Origin of the sequence: Shewanella youngdeokensis (assembly GCF_033180165.1) — a bacterium.
GTDB classification, from domain to species: Bacteria; Pseudomonadota; Gammaproteobacteria; order Enterobacterales; family Shewanellaceae; genus Shewanella; species Shewanella youngdeokensis.
The window spans coordinates 2,038,999-2,051,772 of sequence record NZ_CP136522.1 but is presented as its reverse complement, the minus strand read 5'-3'; the positions used below and the strand labels follow the sequence as shown (position 1 = coordinate 2,051,772).

Annotated in this window: 12 protein-coding genes; 2 read left to right on the top strand and 10 right to left on the bottom strand. The window is 40.1% G+C overall.

From position 1 onward, the window contains the following. Nucleotides 1-83 precede the first annotated feature (83 nt). Entirely contained in the window at nucleotides 84-1,520 is a 1,437-nt protein-coding gene (locus tag RGE70_RS08835; RefSeq protein WP_310471097.1) for a glyceraldehyde-3-phosphate dehydrogenase, read from the bottom strand. A 203-nt stretch (nucleotides 1,521-1,723) separates the two neighbouring features. Between RGE70_RS08835 and RGE70_RS08830 the strand changes: the two genes are divergently transcribed. Beyond that, nucleotides 1,724-2,578, top strand: coding sequence for a DUF2989 domain-containing protein (locus tag RGE70_RS08830; protein WP_310471096.1), 855 nt, complete (start codon nucleotides 1,724-1,726; stop codon nucleotides 2,576-2,578). Between the two features lie 203 nt (nucleotides 2,579-2,781). Continuing rightward, nucleotides 2,782-3,792: a type I glyceraldehyde-3-phosphate dehydrogenase gene (gene gap / locus RGE70_RS08825; RefSeq protein WP_310471095.1), complete on the top strand. Its 1,011-nt coding sequence runs from the start codon at nucleotides 2,782-2,784 to the stop codon at nucleotides 3,790-3,792. 520 nt (nucleotides 3,793-4,312) lie between these two features. On the opposite strand, the gene RGE70_RS08820 is transcribed toward gap, so the two are convergent. The 9 genes from RGE70_RS08820 to aroA form a co-directional block, all read right to left on the bottom strand. Next, nucleotides 4,313-4,567, bottom strand: a complete 255-nt coding sequence (locus RGE70_RS08820) for a hypothetical protein (RefSeq protein ID WP_375087942.1) — start codon at nucleotides 4,565-4,567, stop codon at nucleotides 4,313-4,315. Between the two features lie 670 nt (nucleotides 4,568-5,237). After that, nucleotides 5,238-5,780, bottom strand: coding sequence for a DUF2058 domain-containing protein (locus RGE70_RS08815; RefSeq protein ID WP_310471093.1), 543 nt, complete (start codon nucleotides 5,778-5,780; stop codon nucleotides 5,238-5,240). Between the two features lie 79 nt (nucleotides 5,781-5,859). Then, nucleotides 5,860-6,555 carry an orotidine-5'-phosphate decarboxylase gene (gene pyrF / locus RGE70_RS08810; protein WP_310471092.1) on the bottom strand — a complete coding sequence of 232 codons (696 nt, stop codon included), beginning with the start codon at nucleotides 6,553-6,555 and terminating at the stop codon, nucleotides 5,860-5,862. A gap of 50 nt (nucleotides 6,556-6,605) precedes the next feature. Beyond that, the gene (lapB, locus tag RGE70_RS08805) at nucleotides 6,606-7,766 is read right to left on the bottom strand and encodes a lipopolysaccharide assembly protein LapB (RefSeq protein WP_310471091.1); all 1,161 of its coding nucleotides are present in this window, start codon (nucleotides 7,764-7,766) and stop codon (nucleotides 6,606-6,608) included. A gap of 1 nt (nucleotide 7,767) precedes the next feature. Then, the gene (locus tag RGE70_RS08800; protein ID WP_310471090.1) at nucleotides 7,768-8,088 is read right to left on the bottom strand and encodes a LapA family protein; all 321 of its coding nucleotides are present in this window, start codon (nucleotides 8,086-8,088) and stop codon (nucleotides 7,768-7,770) included. A gap of 122 nt (nucleotides 8,089-8,210) precedes the next feature. Continuing rightward, nucleotides 8,211-8,498, bottom strand: coding sequence for an integration host factor subunit beta (gene ihfB, locus RGE70_RS08795; protein ID WP_310471089.1), 288 nt, complete (start codon nucleotides 8,496-8,498; stop codon nucleotides 8,211-8,213). 73 nt (nucleotides 8,499-8,571) lie between these two features. Next, on the bottom strand, nucleotides 8,572-10,239 hold the full coding sequence (rpsA, locus tag RGE70_RS08790) for a 30S ribosomal protein S1 (RefSeq protein ID WP_310471088.1): 1,668 nt from the start codon (nucleotides 10,237-10,239) through the stop codon (nucleotides 8,572-8,574). Between the two features lie 98 nt (nucleotides 10,240-10,337). Continuing rightward, nucleotides 10,338-11,024, bottom strand: a complete 687-nt coding sequence (gene cmk, locus RGE70_RS08785) for a (d)CMP kinase (RefSeq protein WP_310471087.1) — start codon at nucleotides 11,022-11,024, stop codon at nucleotides 10,338-10,340. 180 nt (nucleotides 11,025-11,204) lie between these two features. Then, nucleotides 11,205-12,485, bottom strand: a complete 1,281-nt coding sequence (aroA, locus tag RGE70_RS08780) for a 3-phosphoshikimate 1-carboxyvinyltransferase (protein WP_310471086.1) — start codon at nucleotides 12,483-12,485, stop codon at nucleotides 11,205-11,207. Nucleotides 12,486-12,774: the final 289 nt, after the last annotated feature.

Below are 12,774 nucleotides of genomic sequence, written 5' to 3'. Positions count from 1 at the left end.
TTATAAATTTGCGATTAAAAAACAAAAAAAATGCCTCTACGTTAATAGAGGCATTTTTCAACGCATGTTTTTACACTGCGAAATTAGCTCAGTGGTAAAGATTGGTAATTAAGACCCAACATCTTTTGCATTACACCAACAACCTGACAGCTATAACCAAATTCGTTGTCATACCAAACATATAAAATTGTGCGGTTACCATCTGCAATGGTTGCTTGTGAATCAACAACACCAGCGAAACGAGAACCGACTAAGTCACTTGAAACAATTTCGGTTGAATCGGTGAAGTCAATTTGGTTTTGGAGATCAGAGCGCAACGACATACCTTTAAGGTACGCATTCATATCTGCTTTATTTGTTTGACCATCAAGGTTCAAACTAATAATCGCCATTGATACGTTTGGCGTGGGCACACGAATAGCGTTACCTGTCAGCTTACCTTCTAGCACTGGCAGCGCTTTAGAAACGGCTTTAGCTGCGCCAGTTTCAGTAATAACCATGTTTAATGGTGCGCTACGGCCACGACGGTCAGCTGAATGGTAGTTATCAATTAAGTTTTGATCATTGGTATAAGAATGAATTGTCTCTACATGACCATTAACAATCCCATACTTATCATTGACAGCTTTAAGTACTGGAGTAATTGCGTTAGTAGTACAGCTTGCGGCTGATACAATCATGTCTTCATCAAGGATGTCAGAATCATTAACACCATAAACAATATTTTTAATCGCGCCTTTTGCTGGAGCCGTTAGCAACACTTTGCTCGCTCCTTTTGACTTAAGGTGCAAGCCAAGACCTGCTTCATCTTTCCAGATCCCGGTATTATCTACGACAAGGGCATTTGAGATCCCATGCTTTGTGTAATCAACTTCATCAGGAGAGTTAGCGTAGATAACTTGAATATATGTACCGTTAGCAATGATCGCGTTGTTTTCTTCGTCGACTTCAACAGAGCCATTAAATGGACCATGTACCGAGTCGCGGCGCAGTAAGCTTGCACGTTTTTCAAGATCGCCTTTACGGCCACCACGTAGTACAATTGCACGTAGTCTAAGCTTATTGCTTACGCCTGTTCTTTCTATCAATAGGCGTGCTAAGAGACGACCAATACGGCCAAAACCATAAAGAACTACATCTCTTGCTTCTTCTGAATCTTCATGGCTAATCGCAGATCCTAGCTCATGGCTCATGTAAGCTTCGATTTGACTAGCATCTTTATGTTCACGCCAGTAGTTAACGGCTAATTTACCGATATCTACTTTACATTGTTTTACCGCTAACTTACTTAAAGCTTCGATAAATGGGAAACTTTCACGTAATCTTAATTTGTCACCGACATGGTGACGAACAAGACGGTGTGATTTAATGATATCGATTGTAGAAGCATTTAGTAAGGGTTTACCGTAGACGACAACTTCTACACCTTGGTTACGATATAACTTACCAAGTAGAGGCTGCATAGCCTCAGCCATTTCGAAACGTTCTTGCCAGCTTTGTAGGTGTTTATCAGCGCTCATTAACAGATCCTTTATCTCACTTTTCTGGTTTTGTTCCAGAAATGATTGAGTAGAAAAAAGAAAAGACCAATAATCTAGGTTATGTAGGATGTCTTTCCCCGTTTGGTCGGCGTCATTGTAATGAAAAGTCACCGTTCAGGCTAGTCAAGTTGTGTCACCTAACAATGTAATTTTATTAGAAAAACATCTGCAAGGAACCAGGTTTGAACATAAAAATTGTAATGATTACATCATTTACTATAATTACTGCTCTTTTAGGCCTTTTTGGCTGCAAACCGAGCTCAAATACCAAGGAAATATGTAACAATAATCCTGAAATTTGTGCAGATTTACATGAAGATAGTTGGTGTATATTTGAAAAAGATGACTTAATTCGTAGCCGAGAGCAAATAACACACAGTATAAAACCGAGCGGAAAACAATTGTTTGAGCTTCTGCTGCAGCTTGAAGGTTATAACAAATGCATCGAGTTGGCTGCTGGGGTTAAGCACATTATCCACACAGAACGCTCCAATGACCGCGCTCGGGCTTATGGTTTAAGCTCACAATCGTTAACGCAATTACAAGAAAACACCAAAAATAGCCTCGATCCACATTTAGCTTACTATCATTGGTCACGGTTTAACGATCATCAGTCAGCAATGGTTTTGTTTGCAGCAGAAAGAAATGGTCAAGTTGATGATGTGAGGATAAAAGCCCAAATTGCAATCCACTTTTTAAAGAGTAACTCTTTAAAATCAAAACGGTTATTTGCAGAAGCGTTTGCAGAGAGTAATACAACCACCTTTGATCCAGATTGGTTGCTCGCATTGGCTAAGCTCTACGCCTATGAAGATCGGCCAGAGATGAATTATTTACTATCTAAAACAAATATCATCATGACCCAGGCAAAATTTGCAGAAAATCAAATGCTAGCATTACTCAAAGGCGATAAAGCGCAACAGCAAAAGTTAGATAAAAAAGCAAAAGTACTGGCAGATGAGCTACGATCAGGAAAGTACCTTGAAAGTCAGCTGAGAATCGTTTTAGAGCAAGACTTAAAACAACGTAAAAACTAATGGCAAGATGCCACCACGCTGCAACAAGATAAGCCCTTTTTTTGTATTGATGCAATATTTGTCTTAATACGCGAGAAATGTAATAAAATTACCATCATTATGCGCTATATCAAGCAATGCACGCCGATTTAGCTTGACGATAGCTGTCAATTTGGTAATTTTACAACTAATATCTATTTATTATTTTACCTGAGGGATATGAGATGACTATCCGAGTTGCAATTAACGGCTATGGCCGTATCGGTCGTAATGTTTTACGTGCTTTATATGAAAGCGAAAAGAATTACCCAATCAAGATTGTTGCTGTAAACGATCTTGGTGATGCTTCAATTAATGCGCATTTAACCAAATACGATTCTGTCCATGGCCGTTTTAACGCTAAAGTTGAACACGCCGATGATGCTATTTTTGTCAACGAAGACAAAATCCTTACCTTCCAAGAGCGTGACCCATCAAAACTTCCTTGGAAAGAGTTAGATATTGATGTTGTTTTTGAATGTACCGGTATTTTCACATCTAAAGAGACAACACAGCCGCACCTAACTGCCGGTGCTAAGAAAGTCATTATTTCTGCACCAGGTAAAAATGTAGATGCTACCGTTGTTTATGGTGTAAACAATGACGTAATTACCAGTGACATGACTGTGATTTCAAATGCATCTTGTACCACTAACTGCTTAGCGCCATTTGCAAAACCGTTAAACGATGAAATAGGTATTGAATCAGGTCTTATGACAACGATTCATGCTTATACCAACGATCAACGTTTGTCTGATGTGTATCACACCGACGTACGTCGTGCTCGCGCAGCTGGCGTTTCAATGATCCCTACTCGTACTGGCGCAGCTGCTGCTGTAGGTCTTGTAGTACCAGAGCTCGAAGGTAAATTTGATGGTCTTGCGGTACGCGTACCTACCGTAAACGTGTCACTTGTTGATCTATCATTTGTTGCAGCTCGTGATACTACGGTTGAAGAAGTTAACGCAATCATTGAAAAAGCTGCGTCTATCGCTCCACTAAGTGAAGTGCTAGCAGTTAACCATGAACCACTAGTTTCTATCGACTTTAATCATAACCCATACTCATCAAATTTTGATGCAACACAAACCCGTGTTAACGGACGTTTAGTGAAAGTAATGGCATGGTACGATAATGAATGGGGTTTCAGTAACCGCATGCTAGACAACGCTGTAGCGTTAATGTCAGCAAAATAATATTCAAGTTGTAAAATACATTAAAAACCAGCGCTTAGCTGGTTTTTTTATACCTGATTTTCGTATTATACAATAAATAGAATCTCAATTTACATTTCCAGCTTGATGGGCATCACATCAATATAGCCCTGCCCTTAAGCATGTGTTACAGCTGTATATTATATTCTTAACTGCTAGCAAAGCTCACAGTATTGATTACTCCACTATTAGCTGGCATATAATAATATTGCCATCAAATTTGCTGCCATCAGGTTCAACTTTAGCCAAGTACATAGAAAATCTCTGAACAACAGGCATGAATGCACAGAACTTAGATCCCGTTGTACAAATGTTTGAAGAATTAGTATGGCGAAAAGTAATCAGTAAAAGGGTAAGTAGATTGTTGAATAAATGCAGCCGTAAGAAACTACAATGCGGCAGACACGGGCTTGAACGCTAAAATGTTCATTGAAAATAGATAAACAAATTACTCATTGCGAAAAAGCCAGGTGTCTTTATTAATACTGGCGCTTGGCACGAACTAGCTACGTTTAATGCGTACTACTTTGAAAATGTCCATTTCAAACCCAGCAATACCTTCAGTGGTGGCATAGTAAGTCATATTTACGTTGGCACCGATTAAACTTTTATATTTTTTTCGCCTTTTAAATTTGAATGGCGTATCGCAATTCTCAATCATGACGGTATGTAGCACCCACTCATCTTTTTCTCTTTGAGTATGCGACTGTACTTTTACATCTTCCGAGTGGGTAAGTTCCTGATGCTCATCTAGCATCTTTTCAACAGGGTGCTTCACTAACTATTCCTCACTTTAATTTTTAGATTCTTAAAGTTAGCACAGCAAAATACATCTAGCTCAGTGCAGCCCAAAAAATCGGTAATTACGACCTATAACTTCAAGCTATAGCGTTTATATGAATTTATTGAAAACCGGTAAGATTGCTATAACGTTTAGATTAAAATCGTTTTATACGGTCATCGACATTTGATTAACGAGTAAAATTTATATCTTTAAATCATACACTAAAACGACGTTAAAACGTGATTAAGACAGAAATATTATCAGTTTTTTCATGCGATAAATCATCTAAAACAGTTATTTAGCCAGGTAGGGGCAAAATTTAGTGCTTAAATTTAGACAGCGTTCCATAAGCTTCACGTACGGAGCAATGAAGTTGAAATAGCACTTTTTTCAGCAGGTTTGAAGTTAATTTTGTTCTTAAACAGGGTGGTGCTCAAATGATGCATAATGTCGCCTGAGGGCAGCTATGACTACATCTGCAAACAGCATCTAAATAGACAATGAAAAGTGAACATACTGGCGCAAACTAAAGCTCAATTCACGCCTTACTACTGAAGGTCTAAACATATATTGGATACAAAAAACCGTAATAGTTTTCTATTACGGTTTTGACTCGCAGCCTAGATTGTCAAAGCTAACCTGACTACCACATTAAGTCATCAGGAATAACATAATCTGCATATGGGTCGTCTTCTTCAACAACTTCTACATTATCTTCTTTAGACCATAAGTAACCAACCCAAGCAGGAACCAGTAAATTAACGCGCTCAACTAACTTATGCGGTACTAGGTAGCTAACGTCTTCATGTCTAATGATACCTAACTGACCTTTTAACAATTGACCCTGCATTTTTTGGTCAACATACAATGAGAAAATTTTATTTTCAAAAGTATAGTTGAATTTAATATCGGCATCTCGTGCAGGGCTGATTGCAAATTTTTTAAACTCGGTTACTAAGCCACGAACTAACCCTTTCTCTGAAGCCTCTTTAAAACGCTGCTCATTAAGCTGCTTATCTTTGGCTATTTGCGCAAGTTTTTTTGCAGCAATTTCTTTTTTTAGTAAATCACTACCATCATCAACTTTAGCTTTTTTATCGCGTCGCTTTTGTGTTTTGGTATCTCTTACTTTTTGTTTACTAACCAGTCCAGCCTTAAGTAGCTGTTCTTGAAAAGGGTTTGCCATATCTTGTATTCTCTAATTTATCTCTGTTTAGTACTGAGCTATTTGACCGTTTTGTTAATTACGGGCTAAAGGTTGTGATCTACGTAATTGAATGATAAATCGCATGTAATGCCTTAAGCGGATCTGCAGCTTGAGTAATCGGTCGCCCTATTACCAAATAATCAGAACCAGCAGCCAGTGCCTTTGACGGGGTCATCACTCGATGTTGATCGCCATTATCAGTGCCTAAAGGTCGAATTCCCGGCGTGATCAATTTAAAATCTTCGCCAAACTTACTCTTAAGTAAACTCGATTCTTGCGCTGAGCACACAACACCATCTAAACCAGCTTGCTGAGTTAATGCCGCTAAACGTAACACATGTTCCGAGGCACAGACATTGATCCCAAGCATGCGTAACTCATCATCATTCATAGATGTCAGTACAGTGACGGCAATCAGTAATGGTGCTTTGTCGCCGTATTGCTCAAGTGCACGCTTTGCCGCTTCCATCATAGCTAAGCCGCCTGACGCGTGAATATTTGTCATCCATACGCCTAATTCAGCAGCAGAGCTAACGGCTTTAGCAACTGTGTTTGGAATATCATGAAACTTCAAATCTAAAAACAGATCAAATCCGCGACTGTGAATATCGCTTACAATTTGTGGCCCAAATAATGTAAACATCTCCTTTCCGACTTTAAGTCGACACATTTCAGGATCAAGTTTATCAATAAGCTCTAAGGCTTCATTTCTATTATTGTAATCTAAGGCAACCAAAATAGGCTTGTTTGTCATTCTGTCTCCAATCACGGTATTATTTTTACTTATTTGAGCGCTTTGATGACCTATTCGCCATCTAACCCCTTAACTCTTTTGATACTTCCCCAATTTTTACATGAAGGACAGTGCCAATATAATCGATGAGAAGGAAAACCACACTCACTGCATCGGTATCCCGGTCTAAATTTTATCTGCTGCTCAACAAGCTGCTCAAGCATAGATAAGCTTTTTTTGGCCTGGCCCTCTTCTGCTTGTTTAAGGTGTATTTTCATTAAATGCTGGAAGCTTTTCATCGTTGGATGACGGCTTAACCCTTCAAGGATTAATCGTTCGGCATCTTGCTCATTACCTTGTTCAATCATGTGTTGTGCTAAAGTAACAGTAATACTAGCACCAGCACCTTTCTCAATTGCTTCTCTTAATAGCTCTTGGTAACCCTGATTATCCTCAGTTAACAAGTAGAGGGACTTTGCTGTAACTAAGCAATCAGGAAATAGATCAACATCCGCAGCTAGTAGCTTATGGATAAACTGTTTGCTTGACTTAAAGTATTCAATTTTTAAGTAAACTTCAGCTAAAGATAGTAGTACCCGCCCACAACTAGGATCTTGTTTATAGCCAGCAAGTAACCTTTTTAGTTTAATCTCATTGTCATCGGTTTCAGCAGCCAATTCACAATAAAAATGTGCGCTATCAAACTTTAAAATTTGTTGGCGTTTACGCTTAAGTTTTTTAATTATATCAATAGCTTTTTGCCATTCTTTTGTAACTTGATAAATGGCTATAAGTTGTGTTTCAGCTTCTTCACTGTGCTCGTCTTGACTAACAAGGTTTATAAAAATTTCTTCTGCTCGGTCATAAAAACCTGCAGCTAAATAATCTTTGCCTAGCTCCATCATCGCAATGTCTCTTTGCTCATTGGCTAAACTAGGCCTAGCAATCAAATTCTGGTGAATTCGTATAGAGCGATCAACCTCACCGCGCTTTCTAAATAAAGAACCTAATGAGAGGTGAGTATCAATTGTGTCATCATCGACATCTAACATTGAAATAAACAGATCAACAGCTTTATCTGATTCGTTTGAGAGCAAAAAATTTAAGCCAGTGAAATAGTCTCTACTAAGCTGCTTTCTTTGATTGGTCTGCTTTTGCCTTACACTTCTGCGTCCCATATACCAACCATAGCCGGCAGCAATAGGAAGAAGCAGAAACAGAATTTCTAACATATTACGCTTCGACTTCTTTTTCTGTAGTTTCTAGAGGGGGTTTATCCGTATCAGACTTTTTGGTGTCGACATTATTGGTAGCTATGGCGAGCTGTTTCTTTAAACGTCGAATAGTAAATTTAAGGCCAGTAATGTGGTACATAGCAAATAACCAACTAACGAGAAACCCTGCTAAAAAAACAACAGCAAGCACAACAGGTAGTCTAAATTCTCCTTGCGCAACAAAGTAGCTAATGGTGACTACTTGCTCATTGCGAGCACCAAAAATAAGCGCGATTAAAAAAAAGGCGGCAACAATTACAGCAATAATAAATGACTTCACGTTTAGCTCCATACACTTGTTAATAAGCTTTGATTATCTAAGAAAAATTGAGAACTAGCCAGTGATACCTGAGCGATAGATAAAAAAAAGCCTCCTAATGGAGGCTTTTAATACAGTGTAAATTAGGCGTTGATTGCATCAACACGTTCGCGCAGTTCTTTGCCTGGCTTAAAGTGCGGTACGTATTTGCCTTCCAATTCAACTGATGTTCCAGTTTTTGGGTTTCGGCCAATGCGCGGTGCACGATAATGAAGTGAAAAACTACCAAAGCCGCGGATCTCTATTCGATCTCCACCTTCCAATGTATCAGCCATTTGCTCCAACATTTCTTTAATAGCACTTTCCACTTCTTTAGCAGACAGCTGCGACTGCCTAGTGGCAAGCTTTTCGATTAGTTCGGATTTTGTCATCCTATACCCTCTAGTTATCAAGCCAAACACAGTCACCTTATAGGGGTGCTAGCACCCCTGAACTTCAAGGCGATTATTTACGAGCTGCTTTGAACGCTTCAGCCATCGCACTGCTCATGACAGCATCTTCTTGCTTGTTCAAGCTAGCCATTGCTTCTTTCTCTTCAGCTTCATCCTTAGCACGGATAGAAAGGCTGATGGTGCGGTTCTTACGATCTACACCCATGAACTTAGACTCAACTTTGTCACCTACAGAGTAAACTGTTGATGCATCTTCGATACGTTCACGTGAGATATCTGAAACACGAAGGTAACCTTCAACTGTTTCAGCTAATTCAATTGTAACACCTTTTGCGTCAACTGCTGTAACAACACCATTAACTACAACACCTTTCTTCTTATCAGCAAGGTATGCATTGAATGGATCGTCTTCAGTTTGCTTAACGCCTAAGCTGATACGCTCGCGCTCTGGGTCAACAGAAAGTACAACTGCATTGATTTCGTCGCCTTTCTTGTAATCAGCAACTGCGTCTTCGCCAGTACCATTCCAAGAGATATCAGAAAGGTGAACTAGACCGTCGATGCCGCCGTCAAGACCGATGAAGATACCGAAGTCAGTGATAGACTTGATCTTACCAGATACTTTGTCGCCCTTGTTGAAACGCTCTGCGAAGTCATCCCATGGGTTAGTCTTACATTGCTTAAGACCTAGAGAAATACGACGACGCTCTTCATCGATGTCAAGAACTAGAACTTCTACTTCATCACCTAAGTTAACAACTTTAGATGGGTGGATGTTCTTGTTAGTCCAATCCATTTCAGAAACGTGAACAAGACCTTCAACGCCTTCTTCAATTTCAACGAAACAACCGTAGTCAGTTAGGTTAGTAACGCGACCAGTCAAACGAGTGTTTTCTGGGTAGCGCTTGCTGATTTCTAACCATGGATCTTCGCCAAGTTGCTTAAGACCTAGTGATACACGTGTGCGTTCACGGTCATACTTAAGAACTTTAACGTTGATTTCGTCACCAACATTAACGATTTCAGATGGGTGCTTAACGCGCTTCCAAGCCATATCAGTGATATGTAGAAGACCATCAACACCGCCAAGATCAACGAATGCACCGTAATCAGTAAGGTTCTTAACGATACCTTTAACTGATTGACCTTCTTGAAGGTTCTCAAGAAGAGCATCACGTTCAGCGCTGCTTTCTGATTCGATAACTGCACGACGAGAAACAACAACGTTGTTACGCTTCTGGTCAAGCTTGATAACTTTGAATTCTAATTCTTTGTTTTCTAGGTGAGCAGTGTCGCGAACTGGGCGAACGTCAACTAGAGAACCAGGTAGGAATGCACGGATACCGTTTAATTCAACAGTGAAACCGCCTTTAACCTTACCATTGATGATACCGATTACAGTTTCAGCATCTTCGTACGCTTTTTCTAGAACGATCCAAGCTTCGTGACGCTTAGCTTTTTCGCGAGACAGTTGAGTCTCACCGAAGCCATCTTCAACAGAGTCAAGAGCAACGTGCACTGTATCACCAACAGAAATTTCAAGTTCGCCAGCAGCGTTCTTGAATTGTTCAGCAGGGATTGGGCTTTCAGACTTAAGACCAGCGTCAACAAGTACAGTACCGTTTTCGATGCGAACAACTACACCGCTAACGATTGAACCTGGACGAAACTCTAAAGTTTCTAGGGATTGTTCAAATAGATCAGCAAAAGATTCAGTCATGTTTTAGTTACTTTCTTTAATAAACCACAGCCCATCCTAGACGTGGAGTCAGTATAATAATTTGCCTCATCCTTGGAGCAAATAGTAAAGCACCTACATTATGCAGGTACTTGAAAACTTTTATGAATATGCGCTACAGCTAGCTCTAGAACATCTTCAATTGGTATTCCAGTCGTATCAATAATAAGCGCGTCTTCGGCGGGAACCAAAGGGGCGACACTGCGATTAATATCACGGTCGTCACGCTCTTTTATCTCTGACAAAAGTTGATCGATTTTAACATCGAAGCCGTTGTCCTGCAACTGATTATAGCGCCTTTGAGCCCTTTCCTCTGCACTTGCAGTTAAAAAGAGTTTAGCGGGAGTCGTAGGGAAAACAACCGTTCCCATGTCACGACCATCAGCAATCAAGCCTGGTGCTTCAGCAAACGCACGCTGACGTCGTAATAATGCTTCTCTAACTCTCGGAAAAGCCGCAACTTTTGAGGCTGCACTTGAGCACTCTTGGCTACGTATCGTAACGGATACATCTTCACCTTCGAGTACGACTTTTATACCATTACTACCAGTAACAAATTGTACGTCTAAGTGAGCTGCTAGTAGTGTTAATGATTCTTCATTATCTAGTTCTACATTGTGATGAATCGCGGCTAACGCCAATACGCGATAAATTGCACCACTGTCCAATAATTTGTAGCCTAATTTTTCGGCCAGTAAATGGCTAATCGTACCTTTACCCGCACCGCTTGGGCCGTCAACAGTGACAACAGGAGCCCGTTCTGACATAAAATCCTCCACAAGAAATTCCATCTTCCATGATATAACTGAAAATGAGCGCGCGCATTATAAACCAAATAACGATAGAAAGCGGCATAAAATTCAATTATTAACGGATAGAACTTGGTTAAGGAGCCCAATGATGGCTTTAGCCTAAACTCCTTAACCTAATGTATCGGTATGAAAAACTTATTGGGCAAGTGCGGTAAACTGATTGAAATAATCAGGAAAAGTCTTAGATGTACACTCAGGTTCATTAATAGTAATACCACATTCCGCAAAGGCTAACATCGAAAAGCACATTGCCATACGGTGATCGTTATAGGTATCAATATTGGCAGTATTAGGCTTTATAGGTGGCGTAATACTGATGTAATCATGACCCTCATCTACTATGGCTCCCACTTTACGCAGCTCCGTTGCCATCGCGGCTAAGCGATCTGTCTCTTTAATTCGCCAGTTATAGATATTTCGGATATGCGTTGTCCCCTCAGCGAATAGAGCTGCAGTAGCAATCGTCATTGCCGCATCAGGTATGTGGTTCATATCAAGGTCGACGGCTTTAAGTTTTCCACCACGAGCGATAATGTAATCATCACCCCATTGTATATCTGCACCCATTTGTGCAAGTACATCGGCAAACTTAACATCACCTTGAATACTTAACTTACCGACCCCTGTTACCTTAACTTCACCGCCTTTAATTGCCCCAGCAGCAAGAAAGTATGATGCTGAAGATGCATCGCCTTCGACAAGAATCTTACCAGGTGAAACATAGCGCTGACCTGTTTTAATGACAAATGATTCATAGTTATTGTTGGTTACATTAACACCAAACTGCTGCATAAGTGCTAACGTAATATCAATATAAGGCTTAGAAACAAGCTCACCTTTAATCTGAATATTCACATCACCTTGTGCTAAAGGTGCAACCATTAATAACGCGGTCAAAAACTGGCTCGATAAATCCCCAGCGATCTCCACTTTACCACCATTGAGACCAGTGGAATTAATAGTTAGTGGCGGATAACCGTCAACCTTTAAATATGTTACATCAGCGCCAAGCTGGCGAAGAGAATCGACCAAATCTCCGATGGGACGCTCTTCCATTCTGGGTTCACCTGTTAGAGTAAACTCACCTTGGCCTAATGTTAACGCAGCACACAAAGGGCGCATAGCCGTGCCTGCATTACCAAGAAATAGCGATTGCGCAGACTCACTGTTTAATGTGCCTGCTATACCGTCAAGTTCACAAACGGTATTATTTTCAGATAAACGATAGTTCACACCGAGTTGCTTCAGTGACGCCAACATATAGCGGATATCATCAGAATCTAATAAATTGGTTAGTGTCGTGGTTCCTTCTGCTAGCGTTGCGAGTAATAATGCCCGGTTAGAAATACTCTTCGAACCTGGAATATTGATCGTTCCGCTCACTTTATCGATAGGCTCTATACGTAATTGATTCATAGATAACTTCTTAAATTTACTGCAGGAGTCAAACTCATCTGCGGGTTAACAGTAGATGTTCAGGCTAATAGCCTTTTGAGTCACCACGACAAAGTGACAGCTAAAATTAGCGGTTGTTTGAACTTCGTACCTACAAATTTACTGATTGCTACGAAGTATTCAACACTTTTCTACTAAAAATGCATCTTTAAGGTTCAAAATTATTCCAACGGCAAGAAATCAGATGTTTGTTAAAGGCAGATTATGACTGGAATCATTGATTGCCATATAGTTATATGCGTAAATTTGT